Source organism: Mesonia oceanica (assembly GCF_902499555.1).
Taxonomy (GTDB): Bacteria; Bacteroidota; Bacteroidia; order Flavobacteriales; family Flavobacteriaceae; genus Mesonia; species Mesonia oceanica.
This window is the reverse complement of sequence record NZ_CABVMM010000009.1, coordinates 188,149-206,512: the sequence shown is the minus strand read 5'-3', so window position 1 is coordinate 206,512 and position 18,364 is coordinate 188,149. Positions and strand designations below refer to the sequence as shown.

General features: G+C 35.4%; 18 protein-coding genes and 5 tRNA genes. All 23 read right to left on the bottom strand.

The window, feature by feature from the left end:
- Positions 1-20: 20 nt before the first annotated feature.
- The 23 genes from rpoB to FVB9532_RS12390 all read right to left on the bottom strand — a co-directional run bounded on the left by rpoB (position 21) and on the right by FVB9532_RS12390 (position 18,265).
- A complete protein-coding gene (gene rpoB / locus FVB9532_RS12500) occupies positions 21-3,833 on the bottom strand; it encodes a DNA-directed RNA polymerase subunit beta (protein ID WP_150545509.1) in 3,813 nt (1,270 codons plus the stop codon).
- A 181-nt stretch (positions 3,834-4,014) separates the two neighbouring features.
- A complete protein-coding gene (rplL, locus tag FVB9532_RS12495; RefSeq protein ID WP_150545508.1) occupies positions 4,015-4,392 on the bottom strand; it encodes a 50S ribosomal protein L7/L12 in 378 nt (125 codons plus the stop codon).
- A gap of 60 nt (positions 4,393-4,452) precedes the next feature.
- Complete coding sequence (gene rplJ, locus FVB9532_RS12490) at positions 4,453-4,971, bottom strand: 50S ribosomal protein L10 (RefSeq protein ID WP_150545507.1); 519 nt, start codon at positions 4,969-4,971, stop codon at positions 4,453-4,455.
- An 11-nt stretch (positions 4,972-4,982) separates the two neighbouring features.
- Entirely contained in the window at positions 4,983-5,681 is a 699-nt protein-coding gene (gene rplA, locus FVB9532_RS12485; protein ID WP_150545506.1) for a 50S ribosomal protein L1, read from the bottom strand.
- Positions 5,682-5,702: 21 nt separating this feature from the next.
- Positions 5,703-6,140, bottom strand: coding sequence for a 50S ribosomal protein L11 (rplK, locus tag FVB9532_RS12480; RefSeq protein ID WP_150545505.1), 438 nt, complete (start codon positions 6,138-6,140; stop codon positions 5,703-5,705).
- A 79-nt stretch (positions 6,141-6,219) separates the two neighbouring features.
- Positions 6,220-6,771, bottom strand: a complete 552-nt coding sequence (gene nusG, locus FVB9532_RS12475) for a transcription termination/antitermination protein NusG (RefSeq protein ID WP_150545504.1) — start codon at positions 6,769-6,771, stop codon at positions 6,220-6,222.
- A gap of 11 nt (positions 6,772-6,782) precedes the next feature.
- Entirely contained in the window at positions 6,783-6,980 is a 198-nt protein-coding gene (gene secE, locus FVB9532_RS12470) for a preprotein translocase subunit SecE (protein WP_150314192.1), read from the bottom strand.
- 72 nt (positions 6,981-7,052) lie between these two features.
- Positions 7,053-7,125 (bottom strand) — tRNA-Trp (locus FVB9532_RS12465).
- Between the two features lie 68 nt (positions 7,126-7,193).
- Positions 7,194-8,381 carry an elongation factor Tu gene (tuf, locus tag FVB9532_RS12460; protein ID WP_150545503.1) on the bottom strand — a complete coding sequence of 396 codons (1,188 nt, stop codon included), beginning with the start codon at positions 8,379-8,381 and terminating at the stop codon, positions 7,194-7,196.
- Positions 8,382-8,489: 108 nt separating this feature from the next.
- A tRNA-Thr gene (locus FVB9532_RS12455) sits at positions 8,490-8,561 on the bottom strand.
- Positions 8,562-8,624: 63 nt separating this feature from the next.
- Positions 8,625-8,697 (bottom strand) — tRNA-Gly (locus tag FVB9532_RS12450).
- Positions 8,698-8,736: 39 nt separating this feature from the next.
- A tRNA-Tyr gene (locus tag FVB9532_RS12445) sits at positions 8,737-8,819 on the bottom strand.
- Between the two features lie 36 nt (positions 8,820-8,855).
- A tRNA-Thr gene (locus FVB9532_RS12440) sits at positions 8,856-8,929 on the bottom strand.
- 112 nt (positions 8,930-9,041) lie between these two features.
- Positions 9,042-9,344 (bottom strand): ribosome hibernation-promoting factor, HPF/YfiA family, encoded by a 303-nt coding sequence (hpf, locus tag FVB9532_RS12435; RefSeq protein ID WP_150545502.1) that lies wholly within the window; start codon positions 9,342-9,344, stop codon positions 9,042-9,044.
- 27 nt (positions 9,345-9,371) lie between these two features.
- Positions 9,372-10,265, bottom strand: a complete 894-nt coding sequence (locus tag FVB9532_RS12430) for a tyrosine-type recombinase/integrase (RefSeq protein WP_150545501.1) — start codon at positions 10,263-10,265, stop codon at positions 9,372-9,374.
- 73 nt (positions 10,266-10,338) lie between these two features.
- Positions 10,339-10,536: a 30S ribosomal protein S21 gene (rpsU, locus tag FVB9532_RS12425; protein WP_150545500.1), complete on the bottom strand. Its 198-nt coding sequence runs from the start codon at positions 10,534-10,536 to the stop codon at positions 10,339-10,341.
- A gap of 94 nt (positions 10,537-10,630) precedes the next feature.
- Positions 10,631-11,797, bottom strand: a complete 1,167-nt coding sequence (locus FVB9532_RS12420; RefSeq protein ID WP_150545499.1) for an acyl-CoA dehydrogenase family protein — start codon at positions 11,795-11,797, stop codon at positions 10,631-10,633.
- Between the two features lie 84 nt (positions 11,798-11,881).
- Positions 11,882-12,766, bottom strand: a complete 885-nt coding sequence (locus FVB9532_RS12415; protein ID WP_150545498.1) for a ComEA family DNA-binding protein — start codon at positions 12,764-12,766, stop codon at positions 11,882-11,884.
- Between the two features lie 10 nt (positions 12,767-12,776).
- Positions 12,777-14,861, bottom strand: coding sequence for an amino acid carrier protein (locus FVB9532_RS12410; protein WP_150545497.1), 2,085 nt, complete (start codon positions 14,859-14,861; stop codon positions 12,777-12,779).
- 133 nt (positions 14,862-14,994) lie between these two features.
- Positions 14,995-16,038, bottom strand: coding sequence for a potassium channel family protein (locus FVB9532_RS12405; RefSeq protein ID WP_228482336.1), 1,044 nt, complete (start codon positions 16,036-16,038; stop codon positions 14,995-14,997).
- A complete protein-coding gene (locus FVB9532_RS12400; RefSeq protein ID WP_150545496.1) occupies positions 16,028-16,258 on the bottom strand; it encodes a PspC domain-containing protein in 231 nt (76 codons plus the stop codon). The genes FVB9532_RS12405 and FVB9532_RS12400 overlap by 11 nt, the downstream gene beginning before the upstream one ends.
- A gap of 15 nt (positions 16,259-16,273) precedes the next feature.
- Positions 16,274-17,554 carry a DUF2851 family protein gene (locus FVB9532_RS12395; protein WP_150545495.1) on the bottom strand — a complete coding sequence of 427 codons (1,281 nt, stop codon included), beginning with the start codon at positions 17,552-17,554 and terminating at the stop codon, positions 16,274-16,276.
- Positions 17,555-18,265, bottom strand: coding sequence for an SGNH/GDSL hydrolase family protein (locus FVB9532_RS12390; protein WP_150545494.1), 711 nt, complete (start codon positions 18,263-18,265; stop codon positions 17,555-17,557).
- Between the last annotated feature and the right edge of the window lie 99 nt (positions 18,266-18,364).

The following is an 18,364-nucleotide window of genomic DNA, read 5'->3' as shown; positions in this document are numbered from 1 at the left end:
CTCAACTGAAGGCAACGCTATTACTCTTCTAATTTTATATCTAAACCAAGACCTTTTAACTCGTGCATCAATACGTTAAAGGATTCTGGTAAGCCAGGTTCTGGCATTGGTTCTCCTTTTACGATAGATTCATAAGTTTTAGCTCTTCCGATTACATCATCAGACTTCACGGTTAAGATTTCACGTAAGGTGCTTGATGCTCCATAAGCTTCAAGTGCCCATACCTCCATCTCACCAAAACGCTGACCACCAAATTGTGCTTTACCACCTAATGGCTGTTGTGTAATTAATGAGTAAGGACCTATAGAACGTGCGTGCATCTTATCTTCAATCATATGACCTAATTTCAGCATATAGATTACACCAACGGTTGCTGCTTGGTCAAAACGATCTCCGGTACCACCATCATACAAATAGGTATGTCCAAATCTTGGGATTCCAGCTTTATCGGTAAGTTCATTAATTTGATCTAAAGTAGCCCCATCAAAAATTGGAGTTGCATACTTCTGACCAAGTTTTTGACCTGCCCAACCTAACACGGTTTCATAAATCTGACCAATGTTCATACGAGAAGGTACCCCTAATGGGTTTAACACGATATCTACCGGTGTTCCATCATCTAGGAAAGGCATATCTTCTTGACGAACAATTCTAGCAACAATACCTTTGTTACCGTGACGCCCTGCCATCTTATCTCCTACTTTTAGTTTACGTTTTTTTGCAATGTAAACTTTGGCTAGTTTTAAGATCCCTGAAGGAAGCTCATCTCCTACAGAAATGGTAAACTTCTCTCTTCTTAAGTTACCTTGAAGGTCGTTTTCTTTAATTTTATAATTGTGAAGAAGATCGGCCACTAATGTATTTAAGTCTTCATCTGTAGTCCAAACACCTTGTGTTAAATGGGTATAATCATCTACAGAGTTTAACATTTTAAGGGTGTACTTCTTACCTTTTGGCAATACGTCTTCTCCTAAATCGTTCTTCACTCCTTGTGCTGTTTTCCCTCCGATAATAGCGAATAATTTTTCAATTAATTCATCTTTAAGGGCTTCAAACTTCACGGTATATTTAGCTTCTAAACGAGCGATATCTTCTTTATCCTGAGCTCGTTTACGCTTATCTTTTATAGCTCTAGCGAATAATTTTTTATTGATCACCACACCTTCCAATGATGGAGAAGCTTTTAAAGAAGCATCTTTTACATCTCCGGCTTTGTCACCAAATATCGCACGAAGTAATTTTTCTTCCGGTGTTGGATCTGATTCTCCTTTTGGAGTAATTTTACCAATTAAAATATCACCAGGCTTTACTTCGGCACCAATACGAATCATACCATGCTCATCCAAATCTCTGGTAGCATCTTCTGATACGTTAGGAATATCATTCGTTAATTCTTCATTACCTAATTTAGTATCTCTAACTTCTAATGAATACTCATCGATATGAATAGAAGTAAAGATATCTTCTCTTACTACTTTTTCTGAAATTACGATCGCATCCTCAAAGTTATATCCTTTCCAAGGCATAAAGGCAACTTTCATATTTCTACCTAAAGCCAACTCTCCTTCTTCAGTTGCATAACCTTGACAAAGTACTTGTCCTTTTTCTACTCGATCACCAACTCTTACAATCGGCTTCAAGTTAACAGAAGTACCTTGGTTGGTTTTTCTAAATTTAATAAGATCGTAAGTTTTAGAATCTGACTCGAAACTAACCATACGTTCTTCTTCAGTACGATCATACTTAATAGTAACTTGTCTAGCATCTACATATTCTACGGTACCTGCTCTTTCAGCATTAATTAATACACGAGAATCTGAAGCTACTTGACGCTCAAGACCTGTACCTACAATTGGAGAATCCACTCTTAATAAAGGTACTGCTTGACGCATCATATTTGATCCCATTAATGCACGGTTCGCATCATCGTGCTCTAAGAATGGAATCAAAGATGCTGAAATAGATGAGATTTGGTTAGGTGCGACATCGGTAAAATGAACCTCACTAGGATCTACTACCGGGAAGTCACCTTCCATACGTGCAATAACCTTATCTGCATCAATTTGACCATCATCTTTTAATGGTATGTTTGCTTGTGCAATTAGTTTTCCTTCTTCTTCTTCCGCAGAGAAATAAACTGGTTCATTCTCGATATCCAATTTACCATTTTCTACTTTTCGGTAAGGAGTTTCAATGAATCCCATTCCGTTTACTTTCGCATAAACAGAAAGTGAAGAAATCAAACCAATGTTTGGACCTTCAGGAGTTTCAATAGGACAAAGACGACCATAATGTGTATAGTGAACGTCACGTACCTCGAAACCTGCTCTTTCTCTAGAAAGACCTCCTGGCCCTAATGCCGAAAGACGACGTTTGTGAGTAATCTCTGCTAATGGATTGGTTTGATCCATAAATTGAGATAACTGGTTGGTACCAAAGAACGAATTGATTACAGACGAAAGAGTTTTCGCATTAATCAAATCGATTGGTGTAAACACCTCGTTATCACGAACGTTCATACGCTCACGAATCGTACGTGCCATACGAGCAAGACCTACTCCAAACTGCTGAGATAACTGTTCTCCTACTGTTCTAACACGACGGTTAGAAAGGTGATCGATATCATCAATCTCTGCTTTTGAGTTAATTAACTCAATTAAATATTTTATGATGGTAATAATATCTTCTTTGGTAAGTACTTGCTTATCCATTTCGATATTAAGACCTAATTTTTTATTCATTCGGTAACGGCCAACCTCACCAAGGTTATAACGTTGATCTGAGAAGAATAATTTATCGATAATTCCTCTTGCAGTCTCCTCATCTGGCGGTTCTGCGTTACGTAATTGTCTATAGATGTGCTCTACCGCTTCTTTCTCTGAGTTGGTAGGGTCTTTTTGTAAGGTGTTATGAATAATGGCATAATCACCTGTAGAGTTATCTTCTTTGTGAAGTAAAATTGTTTTAGTTCCCGTCTCTAAAATCTCTTCGATGTGATCTTTTTCTAAAACTGTATCACGATCTAATACAATCTCGTTTCTTTCAATAGAAACAACTTCTCCTGTATCTTCATCTACAAAATCTTCATACCAAGTGTTAAGTACACGTGCCGCTAATTTGCGTCCCAATACTTTTTTAAGTCCAGATTTAGAAACTTTTACTTCTTCTGCAAGGTCAAAAATCTCTAAGATGTCTTTATCTCTTTCAAAGCCGATAGCACGGAAAAGTGTGGTTACCGGTAATTTTTTCTTTCTATCGATATAGGCGTACATAACGCTGTTGATATCGGTAGCAAATTCAATCCAAGAACCTTTAAAAGGAATTACCCTAGCTGAATAAAGTTTAGTTCCGTTAGCGTGAAAAGATTGACCAAAGAAAACCCCTGGCGAACGGTGCAATTGAGATACTACTACACGTTCTGCTCCATTAATGCAGAAAGTTCCGCTAGGCGTCATGTAAGGTATTGTACCTAAATACACATCTTGAACGATAGTTTCAAAATCTTCGTGTTCTGGGTCGGTACAATAAAGTTTCAATCTTGCTTTAAGAGGCACACTATAAGTAAGCCCTCTTTCTATACACTCTTGAATGGAGTAACGAGGTGGATCTACAAAGTAATCTAAAAATTCTAGTACGAATTGATTACGAGTATCCGTAATTGGAAAGTTTTCCATGAAGGTATTGTATAAACCTTCATTCCCTCTTTCTTCTGATTTGGTTTCTAATTGAAAGAAATCTTGAAATGATTTTATCTGGATATCTAAGAAATCCGGATAATCTGGTCTGTTTTTAACAGAAGAGAAATTAATTCTTTCAGTTTGCTTTTCTAACATCTATGGACGGAATTTGAGGTTTTCAACTTTCATAATTCATTTAAGAATAAAAAGTTGAAAGCACGTAATTAACTAAAAAAATTTGTGCAAAAAATCGCACTAACGTATAAATACGCAAAAGGGTTTAGACCTTCAGGAGTACATCCTGAGGCCTAAACCTAAATAATATAGCTTGTTAAGCTTACTTAAGCTCAACCTCAGCTCCTGCTTCTTCTAATTGAGATTTTAAAGCTTCAGCTTCGTCTTTAGATACTCCTTCTTTAACTGCTTTTGGAGCACCATCTACTAATTCTTTAGCATCTTTAAGACCTAATCCAGTAAGTTCTTTTACTAACTTAACTACTGCTAATTTAGATCCTCCTGGAGCTTTAAGAATTACGTCGAATTCTGTTTGCTCTTCAGCAGCGTCATCACCACCTCCAGCAGCTCCACCAGCTACAGCTACAGCAGCAGCAGCAGGCTCGATACCATATTCTTCTTTTAATATATCAGCTAACTCGTTTACTTCTTTTACTGTTAAGTTAACCAATTGTTCTGCGAAATCTTTTAAATCTGCCATTTTCTATCGTTTTAAAATGTGTATTTATAATTATTAAAAAGTGCGTACTTAGTTTGAAATTTATTCTTTTTCAGAAAGCGTTTTAAGTATTCCTGCAATTTTACCTCCACCAGACTTAAGTGCTGAAACAACATTTTTAGCAGGTGATTGTAATAATCCAATAATATCTCCAACAACCTCTTCTTTAGACTTGATATTAGAAAGAGCTTCTAAGTTTTCATCTCCAACATAGATAGCTTCATCTATATAAGCTCCTTTAAGAAGTGGTTTTTCACTTTTCTTTCTGAATTCTTTGATCACTTTCGCTGGTGCATTACCAGTTTCAGCCATCATAATTGACGTATTGCCTTTTAAAGTTGATGGTAACTCACCGAAATCTTTTTCAGCAGCCTCCATAGCTTTAGCCAACAATGTATTCTTAACTACCGATAATTTCACGTTAGCTTTGAAACAAGCTCTTCTTAAGTTAGAAGTAGTTCCTGCATCTAAGCCAGAAATATCTGCTAAATAAATAGTTGAAGTTTCAGCTAACTGGGCAGTTAAATCTTTTATTACTTGTGATTTTTCTTCTCTTGTCATAATAAACTTTATTATTGCTCAGTAAACCTTTTTGTATCTATTTCTACACTCGGGCTCATGGTGCTTGACATATGAATACTCTTTATGTACACACCTTTTGCTGCCTGAGGTTTCAACTTTACAAGCGTAGTTAATAATTCTCTTGCGTTTCCTGCAATTTTATCTGCATCGAAAGATGCTTTTCCAACTGCTGCGTGAACGATTCCGGTTTTATCTACTTTAAAGTCGATTTTACCAGCTTTCACGTCTGATACTGCTTTTGCAACATCCATTGTTACTGTACCTGTTTTTGGGTTAGGCATTAAACCTCTTGGTCCTAAAACTCTACCTAGAGGACCTAATTTACCCATTACACTCGGCATAGTTACAATTACATCTACATCTGTCCAACCACCTTTGATTTTATCAAGGTACTCGTCTAAACCAACGTAATCTGCACCAGCATCTTTAGCCTCTTGTTCTTTATCTGGAGTTACTAAAGCTAAAACTTTTACATCTTTACCGGTACCGTGAGGTAATGTTACTACCCCTCTAACCATCTGGTTAGCTTTACGAGGATCTACATTTAGACGCACTGCAAGATCTACTGAAGGATCAAAGTTTACGTTTGTTATCTCTTTTACTAAAGCAGAAGCTTCGGCAACAGTATACAGCTTAGATTTATCAAGCTTTGCCTGAACTTCCTTTTGCTTTTTTGTTATTTTTGCCATTTCTATTCTTGTCTTTTTAGGTTAAAACGGTGCATCACCTTTTACAGTTATTCCCATAGAACGTGCCGTACCGGCAACCATCTTCATAGCAGACTCAACAGTAAATGCATTTAAATCCTGCATTTTATCTTCTGCGATAGTCTTAACCTGATCCCAAGAAACACTTGCTACTTTCTTACGATTAGGTTCTCCTGAACCTTTTTTAGTTTTAGCTGCTTCCATCAATTGTACGGCTGCTGGTGGGGTTTTCACAACAAAGTCAAAAGACTTGTCTGAATAAACCGTAATAACCACTGGCAACACCTTACCTTGTTTATCTTGAGTTCTACCATTGAATTGCTTACAGAATTCCATGATATTTACTCCGGCAGCACCTAAAGCAGGTCCAACTGGGGGAGACGGGTTAGCCGCACCTCCGCGCACTTGTAATTTTACAACCTTACTTACTTCTTTTGCCATTTTAAATAAAATTTAATTTTGAATTATCAGTTATAAAAGTGGAAGCATTTAAAAATAATAATTCGATATAACGTAACATTTATACTTTCTCTACTTGCATATAGCTCAACTCTAATGGTGTTTTTCTACCGAAAATTTTCACCATAACTTCAAGCTTACGTTTTTCTTCATTTACCTTTTCAATAGTTCCATTAAAACCATTAAAAGGCCCATCGATAACTTTTATCGTCTCTCCAATAGTATAAGGAATCACAACATTATCCTCTTTAACAGATAATTCATCAACCTTACCTAACATTCTATTTACTTCAGACTTTCTTAGCGGCACAGGATCTCCACCTTTCACTTCTCCTAAAAATCCTATCACCCCATTAATTCCTTTAATAACGTGAGGAACTTCACCTTCTAAAGCAGCCTGAACCATTATATAACCCGGAAAATAAACTCTTTCTTTATTGATTTTTTTTCCGTTTCTAATTTGAATAACTTTTTCGGTAGGAACCAGTATCTGATCTACATAATCCTCAAGACCTTGATGAGCGATCTCTTTCTCAATATAGTCTTTCACTTTATTTTCTTGACCACTTACAGATCTTACCACATACCATTTTTTTGTCTTACTCTCCGCCATAGATCAATTACTTACGATTTAACCCAGTTAAAATACTGCTCGATTGCAGAACTAAAAACTGTATCTACCCCCCATACCAATAACGCAAAGATTACTGAAAAAACGAGCACGATTACCGTTAGTCTTTGAGCTTCCGCATAAGAAGGCCACGTCACATGGTTTTTTAATTCGTTGTAAGATTCTGATATATAATTTGCGATTCCTGCCATTTTATATAGATATTAAAAAACTTTAATCCAAAAATTAAAGTTTATTAAATTAGAAATACCATATTCCTAAAGCACGGGTTGAGAGGCTCGAACTCCCGACACCTGGTTTTGGAGACCAGTGCTCTACCAACTGAGCTAAACCCGTAAATACAAGTCAAGGTATTTCGCATAAACGAAACACCTCAACTTTTATATAATTCCAACTAACTTATATTAGTCTAAAATTTCAGTTACCTGACCAGCTCCTACAGTTCTACCTCCTTCACGGATAGCGAAACGTAAACCAACGTTCATCGCAATAGTCTGAATAAGCTCAACAGTAATAGTTAAGTTATCACCAGGCATCACCATCTCTACACCATCAGGCAAACTAATAGTACCTGTTACATCTGTTGTTCTAACATAGAACTGAGGACGATAGTTATTATGGAATGGAGTATGACGACCACCTTCTTCTTTTTTCAAGATATAAACCTCTGCCTTAAATTTAGCGTGAGGAGTTACAGAACCTGGTTTAGTAATTACCATACCTCTAGAGATTTGAGTTTTCTCAATACCTCTTAATAAGATACCAGCGTTATCACCAGCCTCACCTCTTGCTAAGATTTGACGGAACATTTCAATACCAGTAATAGTAGAAGTTAATTTCTCAGCTCCCATACCAATAATCTCTACAGGATCACCAGTATTAGCAACACCAGTCTCAATACGTCCTGTTGCAACAGTACCACGACCAGTAATAGAGAATACATCTTCGATAGGCATTAAGAAAGGCTTATCAACATCACGCTCAGGCAACTCAATCCAAGTATCAACTGCTTCCATTAATTCTAAAACAGTCTGAACCCATTTATCTTCACCTTCTAAAGCTCCTAATGCAGAACCAGAAACTACAGGCCCATTATCACCATCATACTCATAGAAAGAAAGTAAATCTCTAACTTCCATTTCTACTAATTCTAGCAATTCTTCATCATCAACTAAGTCAACTTTATTCAAAAACACAACGATTCTTGGAATACCTACCTGACGTCCTAAAAGGATGTGCTCACGAGTTTGTGGCATAGGACCATCTGTTGCAGCAACAACCAAAATAGCACCATCCATCTGAGCAGCACCAGTAACCATGTTCTTCACATAATCGGCGTGACCTGGACAGTCAACGTGCGCATAGTGACGGTTAGCAGTTGCATATTCTACGTGAGAAGAGTTAATTGTAATACCTCTTTCTTTTTCTTCTGGAGCATTATCAATCTGATCGAAAGCACTAGCCTCAGAATACCCAGCGTCTGCTAACACTTTAGTAATCGCTGCAGTTAAAGTTGTTTTTCCGTGATCTACGTGTCCAATTGTACCTATATTTAAGTGCGGTTTGGAACGATCATAAGTTTCCTTTGCCATAATTAATACTTATTTAATCTTAGTTATATATTAGTGTTCAATTTATATACACACAAAACTTAACAACAAATATGATGCTGTTAAGTGAAAGTTGAAAATTCAACTTAGAGCCAACGACGAGAATTGAACTCGTGACCTCTTCCTTACCAAGGAAGCGCTCTACCCCTGAGCTACGTCGGCCTAAAACCAACCTGTACCAACAGATTAAGCTCTATTTAGCCTTGAAAACTTCCAAGGAAATAGAGCGGGAGACCGGGTTCGAACCGGCGACATTCAGCTTGGAAGGCTGACGCTCTACCAACTGAGCTACTCCCGCATTCCAAAAATTAATTTATTTTAAACTAAATTTCAGTTGTGGGGAGAGCAGGATTCGAACCTGCGAAGTTAAAAAACAACAGATTTACAGTCTGTCCTCGTTGGCCGCTTGAGTATCTCCCCAATGGTTTTAAAAACCTTCAAAATTTCATAGAACAGAGCCGATGGAGGGACTCGAACCCACGACCTGCTGATTACAAATCAGCTGCTCTAGCCAGCTGAGCTACATCGGCATTATGTCCTGCTTTTTACATTAAAAAAGCCCGCTATTTCTAACGGACTGCAAATATAGAGGTGTTTATCTTTTCTACAAAATTTTTTTGCTATTTTTTTTATATTTTTTTTCTAAGCATAAGTCAACAGTTTTTCTTTACGCTTTTTTAAGCATCTTCGCACAGCGTTAACTCCCTCATCTACACCTTCTTCAAATTTCTTATTCATCTTTTTCACCATAATATCATCCCCAGGGACATGTAATAAAATTTCTGTGATTTTATTTTCTGGAGAGCGTGTATTTTGAACTTTTAAGAAAACATCGACATTTGTTATCTTATCAAAATACTTTTCTAGTTTGCTTAATCTACTTTCTATAAATAGAATGAGTTTCTGGTCGGCATTAAAATTTACGGATTGAACGTTAATCTTCATCTTTTCAGTTTTTAGCTAGTTAGACTTCTATTTATTTTTATTCCTCGGGTGGGCATTCAGGTATACCTTGCTTAGCTCACGTATACTATTATGCGTGTAAACCTGTGTGGAAGCCAAACTTGAATGCCCCAAAAGTTCTTTTACAGAATTTAAGTCTGCACCTTCGTTAAGAAGATGGGTGGCAAATGTGTGACGAATAATATGTGGACTTTTTTTCACCTTCGTGGACACTCTACTAAAATAATTATTTACTACCCGATAAACAAGTGCATCGTAAAGTTTATTTCCCTTTTCAGTTACCAATAAATATTTTTCATCATTAATTATTGCTAACTCACTTCTTTCTAACAAGTAATTTTGAAAAGTTTTTAAAACCGTAGGTAATAAAGGAATTATTCGTTCTTTATTTCGCTTCCCTAAAACTTTTAATTGTTTACCAGAAACATCTACACTATCCAATTTTAAATTAATTAGTTCTGCTCTACGCATTCCTGTGGAATACAATAATTCGATAATGAGCTGATCTCGAAATTCTGAAAAACCTTCAGGCTGAAAACTTTCAATCACTTCTGAAACTTCTTTAGAAGAAAAAGGAACCTGCACCTTTTTATCGACCTTTAAAGATTTGTGCTTAACCAACGGAGAAGTTTCAATCTCTTTTATTTTCAATAAGAATTTATAAAATGTCTTTAAGGAAGAAATTTTCCTATTGATGCTTCTATTGGAAATTCCATTATCTACCAGACTAATAATCCAAGAACGAATCATAGAATAGTTCACTTCCCTTAATTCCTCTTCTTCAAATTGATTTTGAATAAAAACCGCAAAGGTTTCCAAGTCTTTTTGATAAGCTAACACAGTATGAGAGGAGTATTTTTTCTCATATAAAAGATAGTCTAGAAACTGTTGAATGGAAGCCATAAAAAAACTGCTGATAAACAAAGTTACTAAACTTTACTTATCAGCAGTGGTATGATTTATTCAGAATTTAAAATTAGATCATTTCTTCTTGATCTCTTAAATGCTGAATGTATTGCGCTTTCTGAATTTTACTTCTATTTTTTACAGATGGCTTGATGAAGTTTTGACGAGAACGCAGCTCACGCATAGTTTTAGTTCTGTCAAACTTTCTTTTAAAACGCTTTAACGCTCTTTCTATGTTCTCTCCGTCTTTTACTGGTATTACTAACACGTTGATATCACCTCCTTTCACTTAAAATTTCGAGCGGCAAAATTAATACTTATTTTTAATTTTCAAAATATTTAAAATATTTTCAATCAAATAATTATGTAGCCGGCTTGTACTCTTTTTTATCTATAATCATCTTTGCCAAGATCTCTCTTAAAATCTCACTGGTTCCACCACCAATTGGCCCTAATCTGCTATCACGTAGCATTCTTGCCAATGGGTAATCTTCCATATAACCATAACCGCCTAAAAACTGTAAACATTCGTTAATCGCGTTATCGGCCATTTTGGTGGAAAGTAATTTAGACATCGTAGCTTCCTTAACCACATACTCTCCATTACCTAATCGCTGTGCAGTTAAATAATTAAATTGTTTACACATTTCTGCTTCACTGGCAATATCTGCAATGCGATGGCGCAATGCTTGAAATTTATCGATAGATCTACCAAAAGCGGTACGATCGCTCATGTATTGTAATGTATATTCAATAGCACTTTCTGCCCTTGCATGAGCGTTAATCCCCATTATTAAACGTTCTAAAGCAAAATGCTGCATAATATAAGGAAAACCTTTCCCCTCTTCTCCCATTAAATTTTCAACAGGAATCTTTACATCTGTAAATGAAATTTCCCCCGTATCTGAAGCTCTCCATCCTAATTTATCTAGTTTGGTAGAAGCAATTCCCGGTGTATCGCGATCAATCACGAATATACTCATTCCTTTATTTCCTTCCTCCGGACTGGTTTTAGCGGCAATCACTAAGTAATCTGAATACACTCCGTTGGTGATAAAGGTTTTTGAACCATTTAAAATATAATGATCTCCGTTTTTTACTGCGGTAGATTTCATTCCGGCAACGTCAGACCCTCCAAAAGGTTCAGTGATACAAAGACAACCTATTTTTTCTCCTGTAATACTTGGTGCTAAGTATTTTTCTTTTATCTCGTGACTGCCTTCTTTATTTAAATGCGTCATCGCTAAATAAGCGTGTGCCCACATTGCTGCTGCAAAACCACCGGAATTAATTTTCTGAAGTTCTTCCAAAAAAATAACCGTATAGAAAATATCTAAGTCTAAACCGCCATATTTTTCAGGATAATTGATTCCAAAGAACCCCATTTCCCCAAATTTCTCCCAGATAAAACGTTCGATGGTTCCGGTTTTTTCCCACTTATCAATATGCGGAACTACCTCTTTTTGTAAAAAATCACTAAGGCTTTTTCTGAATAAATTATGTTCTTCTGTAAAGTATGTATTGTTCATTAGTTTTTATCAATTAAAATTTGGTAAAATCACCTCAAATAAAAAGTAAAATTACGTAAAAAACAACCTAAATTTTACGAATTTCTAATTTAATGTAAGATATAATTTAATTCTGTCTATTTTATAAGCAGGAAAGGATTCTATTTTTGCCAATTCTTCAAAAGAACTGATTTTCTCGTGAAGTTTTCGATATTCTACAATTTCCCGCGCGAGTTCATAATCAAAATAGATCATTTCAGAAAGCTCAATAACGGAAGCTTCGTTAATGGAGATCTTTTTTACCGGTTTAGGGTTGATTACAGAAAACTCATTGAGGATGTTCTGCTCAGTTTCATCAGGCAATCCATAAATATCTTTCAACTGAATGTTATCTACAAAACCTCCTATTTTTAATCGGTAGTTAATAATTCGTTGACTCAACTTGTCTCCTATTCCGTAAATTTCTTCTAAATCTTCTTTGGTAGCCGTATTTAAATCTTTCTTTTTTGTAGAAGAGGTATAAGTAGCTATAGAGGTCCTCTTTTTCTTTTTAACTGAATTTCTCTTTTGAACCCATTCCGGAAACTTGAATGATGGTGAAATTTTATTTAGTAATGAATCGGAAACTTTTGTGACTTCTTGAAACTCTTTTATGGAATTCACCCATTTTCCATCTGCACGAAAATCTTTTAAGCGTTTAATTTCTTCTAAATTCATCCCTAATCGGTAACCTTTAAAATCGTTGATGTAATTAGGATTGAAAGGATAAATGGTATCCTTCTTCGGTTTTTGTTTTTCTAATTTTACGGAATCCAAAAATTTTTCCACTCGAATTAATTCTTGCTTTTGCGCTTCTGAAAATTCTTCTTCCTCTGGAAAATGGTGTACGTAATACATTCCCAGCATTGCCAAAAGTATCAAAATCACCAATAAAAAAATCCCATTTTGTTGTTTTGGAGTAAACACAAAATGGGATTTTTGCAATTTCATATAATCAAATTTATGCGGTTTTTCCTTTTATATACAAGTCACCTGATTTTACTTTTTTGAAGTATTCCTTTAAATCTTCCCTTACTTCACCAGACATAATGTAAAGTCCTATAATATTCGGGAACGACATGGCAAGAATCATCATATCTGAGAATACCAACACAGCACCTAAACTAATAGAAGCTCCCACTACTACAAATATCAGGAATAAGAACTTGTAAATCATTTCAGATTTTTTACTTCTTCCAAATAAATATGTCCACGCTCTCATTCCGTAGTAAGACCAAGAAATCATTGTAGAAAAAGCAAATAAGAATACTGCTGCTGCCAACACGTACGGGAACCAAGAAATCACACTTGCAAATGCATCTGAAGTTAACTCAACACCACCAATACCTTCTACTTCGTGCATTCCTGTAAAAACCAATACCAATGCGGTAAGTGTACAAACGACTACGGTATCAATGAAAGGCTCCAATAATGCTACAAAACCTTCTGATGGTGGATGGTTTGTTTTTGCGGCACTATGCGCGATCGCTGCAGAACCTACACCTGCTTCGTTAGAAAATGCAGCTCTTTGGAAACCAACTATTAATACTCCTAAAACACCACCTTTTAAAGCACTTGGTGAAAAAGCTCCATCAATAATTGCATTAAATGCCGGACCTATGTTATTTATATTTACAACAATAACCGTTAATGCACCCAAGACATAAACTACTGCCATAAATGGAACAATTTTACCGGTTACTTTAGCGATACTATTAATACCCCCAATGATAACAACCCCTACTAAAACAGCTACGACAATACCAAACCAGAATCCGTTACCATCTAGCGCAGGAAATTGTCCTGAAAGAATTTCAAAAGACTGATTGGCCTGGAACATGTTACCCCCTCCAAAAGAAGCACCGATACCTAAAATAGCAAAGAATCCTGCTAAAAATTTACCTAAGCCTTTTAAGTTACGTTTTTCTAAACCATAACGTAAATAGTTCATTGGTCCTCCAAAAATACGACCGTCTTCGGTGATATTTCTATATTTTACACCAAGTGTACATTCTACAAATTTGGAAGACATCCCTAATAAACCGGCAATAATCATCCAGAACGTAGCTCCTGCTCCACCTAAAGAGACAGCTACTGCCACTCCGGCAATATTCCCTAAACCTACGGTGGCTGAAACTGCGGTAGCTAAAGCTTGAAAGTGTGTAATATTACCCGGTGCGTTAGGATCGTCATATTTTCCTTTTGCTAAATCCAATGAATGTTTGAAGCCTCGAATGTTGATAAACTTCATTCTTATGGTAAAAAATATAGCTCCTAATACCAACCAAATTACAATAAATGGAATACTGTTTTTTTGAAGATCTCCATTGGGATGGGTTAATGGTATAGGATCGTCATATTTAATTTCAGCTAAATAATGAGCTCCTTGCTCTATTAAATCTTCAGTACTATTTGGGTCGAAAATATCGTTTCCTTCTTTTACTAAGTATTTTAATTTTCCGTTAGCTGAGGCAGTAATTGTTTCTTCTTGCTTTCCGTGTTGCACGATGGCAATCTTCTCACCTTTCTTTACTTTTGCTCCTTCTGGTTTTAACCACTTTTCAAGCTTGTAGACTTGTTTTGTTTGTGCTGTCCAACTTGGAGCAGCAACTAGTTTTACATCTGAGTAAACAACAGGATCGTAAATCCCAAGGGCTGCAAATGGGTCCCAAAATAAAATAGCCGACATACTATCTACTATCGGCTGAAAAAATCCATTAAAATGCTCGGTAATCGACTCTGCTTTAATACGATAAGATTTAGTAACAGAACTTCCTTTTGCATCGGTAATTATCACATCGTAAGGAATCCCTTCTACTAAACCTGTAGCTTTATTAGATTTTAGAGAAGTACCTTGGTTGGTCCATTTATAAGTATATGGAGGAGTCCCGCCGAGAACCTTTAACTCGATGGCACCATCATTAATTAAAGTGGATGGATTTGTTACTTCGGCTTTTACATCAAAATCCTCATTGCTGTCGGATTGTGCATTTATTAAACCTATTGATAAACATACAAATAATGCTGAAAGCAAATACTTTCTCATAAAATATCGTCGTTTTGTTAATGGAATTAAAATATTTAAAATTTATAAAGCCCCCAATATCATAAAAAAAATCTCTATTTCAAAAGCTTAGGAGTTAAAATGTAAAGTAAATGTTAAAGAAAAGCAACTTCTTTTAATCTTTATAGGTTTGTTTTAGCTTTTCAATTTGTTCGGGTTTACCAATAAAAATAAGCTTCGAGTTTTTTCTTATTATCATATCCGGATCTGGGTTTACACTGTAATTTCCATCTGGAGCACGATAACCAATCACAGTACATCCCGTTTTTTTACGAAGGTCTAATTCTTTTATGGCATGTTCTTGACCATCGGTACAGATATGATCAAAATCCATTTCTTCAATATTAATACTTCCCTCTTGACGGGAAACAGAAAGATGCCCTAAAAATTCAACTAAATCTGGAGTCACCACTAAACTCGCCATGTGATCCCCTCCAATTTTATCGGGCATAATTACGTTATCGGCTCCGGCCAGTTTTAATTTGTAGGTAGTACTTTCTTTTGTCGCCCTACTTATAATTTTTAGTTTTTCATTAAGTTGTTTCGCAGAAAGTACGATAAAAACATTATCGGCATCACCGGGTAAAGTACACATTAAGGTAGAAGCGCGTTCAATTCCTGCTTCTTTCAACACTTCATCTTCGGTGGCATTTCCATTAATATAAAGCATCCCTGAATCATATAATGGCTCTAATACTTTCTCATCGTGATCTATCACCACAAAATTCTTATTGTAGGCCAATAGTTTACTTACAGCTTGATTACCATTTCTTCCGTAGCCACAAACAATAATGTGGTCTTTTAATGCATCTATTTTAGATTTCACTTTTTTTGCTCTTAAATTTCCTATATTGTTTTTACTTAACATATATTCTGTAATCACCGAAATTGCATACCCCACGAAAAAGATACTACAAATGATGTAAACTGAAGTAAGTAATTTTTCTTGCGGACTTAATTGCTGTACTTCTCCAAAACCAATGGTGGTAATGGTAATAACAGTCATGTAAATAGCATCGGTCCACGTATATCCCGAAAATAATTTATACCCCAAAATACCAACTAAAAACACTCCTCCCAACAAGATTAGCGCAACGGTAACCCTAGAACCTAAGTATTTTTTAAGGGAAATTTTCTTTAAAGGATCTCTATAAATCAAAGACAGACGTACGTTTAGTATAAATTAAATCTTTCAGTTTTAACCAAAAAGCCAAGGTAAGGTAAATGGCAAAACCGATACCGAAAGTAGCAAAGGAAACATAGATAAAAAACAATCGTACACTTTTAACACGCATCCCCAATCTATCTGCCACGCGGGAACTTACGTAAAAACCGTTACGCTCAAAATAATAGCGGATATTTGAAATAAAATTTATCATCTCTACAAATTTAGGTCACGAAGCCTTTCTTTGCAACAAACTTAAGCCTAATTCGCATTGCAGGCATTTATTTAAATCACAATAATTTGATTTTAACTGTAAAAGTGCTTGTGATTCTAAGGCATTACTAGCGGTTTTATCCCTGAGTTGATTGAATTTTTTAATGCTTGAATTGCTTTCTGCTTCAATCGATTCTAAAATATGAAACAGATTTTCTACTTCTACTTTCCCTTGAGATTTTTGGTAAGCGAATTTAATAGGAACAATAGAATTGATAATTAATAAATCTATAAATTTCTTGCTTAGCTTTTTGGTGGTGACTTTACTTTCTTTTCCAAAGGAATAATGGTTTTTCCAATAGGAAGAAGTTTCTATTTCAAAAAGTTGATAGATTTCTTCCAACGTTTGTATAGCTTTTATTTTGCTGAATAAATTTTTCTGATGAATATACAACTGTGCCAATTGCGATAAGCGAATTGTTGGGAAATTAGGAGGTCGTAACCTAAAAAACTGAACCTCTTGCTGATTGGCTTGCAACTGAAATTTATGTTTTAAATACTCATATTCTTTTTGAAGCTGAATAAAATAAGAATCATCTGTTTCTTGCGATAATAAATTGGCCTGACCAAAGTACAAAGCTTCCAGAATTTCTACCTCTTCTATTTTTCTAACTACTGAAAATGGAATTGATTTTGCCATCGCTAAGAAAGCTTTTCCATTTTTATTTAAACCGAAATTTTTAGCGAGTAACTGAAAAAGTACTGCTTCCCAATTATTTTCAGTTTCTTTTAAAAGTTTTTTAATGAGTATAGACTTTTGTTCTAAGCGTTCCACATACAAACGCTCCAACCAATTCTTGAGTTGAAAATCTGTAAATTGATGAAAATCGCTTTCACAATTGATCCATTTTTGGGGAGCTTCTAATAAATTTTTATAATTGGACAGCATTTCTGGTAAAGTCCAGTCCTTCAACTGAAGGGTCGGGATTTGGGTTTTATCTTTTCTGAAAACAGCCACATCGTCTTCCCAAACAACATGTAGAATCACATTGTCATAATGAGCATCCCGTTCGTGATGATGTGCATACCAATCACTCGATTTTAAATGAATTTCTACATTACCAGCCCAAAGTTGATTGCCAATTTCAATTTTTGCATTAAAAAAATCAGGGCCGGGATTTTGAACATTATGAAGTCCTGAATTTAAAATTTTTATATTTTCTCCAGCAGTTGTCTCTGCTTTTAGAAAATTAAACTTTTTAAATTTCCACAGGTAATGTAAAAAATCTTCCTTCATTTACTTGTTTAATAACTCTCTTACTTCAGAATAAATTTTCTCTACCCATCTGCGGTACATTTCACCACTTGGATGTAATCCATCACCGGCTATCAATCCAGAATTAAATTCGGCTTCCTTAGAAATATCGGTAATGTAAACGTATTTTACACCAACATTAGCACTAATGTTTTTACAAACCTCATTATATATTGCAATTTCGTTTGAAATTTCTTTGGTATTACTATGTTGAGCAAAAGGGGTTACGCCATAGTCGGGAATACTCACAACAAAAACACCTTTTTTTCCTGTTTTACATTGCGCTATTGCTTTTTGTAAAATCACTTTAAATTCTTGTTGAAACTGCTCAATATCCCTATTTTGATATTGATTGTTAACCCCTATTAGCACCGAAACTAAATCGTATTTTTTAGTTCCCAATTCTTCATTCATCGCTTCTAATAGCTCATCTGTGCGCCAACCTGTTCTAGCTATAATTTTTGGGTTTTCTATGCTAAAACCATCGTTGCGGAACTTATCTGCTAATTGTACCGGCCAACGTTCACTCTCAGCAACGCTTTCTCCGATGGTATAAGAATCACCCAATGCCAGGTAAGAAATGGTATTTGAATTTGGAGAAATATTAGCTACTTCGTGATCCGACATTTCTGAAGTGGAACCACAAGAACTAAATATAAATAAGAATAAATATAACGCTGATAAATACCTCATTTCTTAAAACTTATATTCTAAGGTAAGGATTTTCTAATTATTTTTTCAGGATTTGTTGAAGAAGATTTTGAGATTAAAGATTAAGGGAGTTGAATGTTA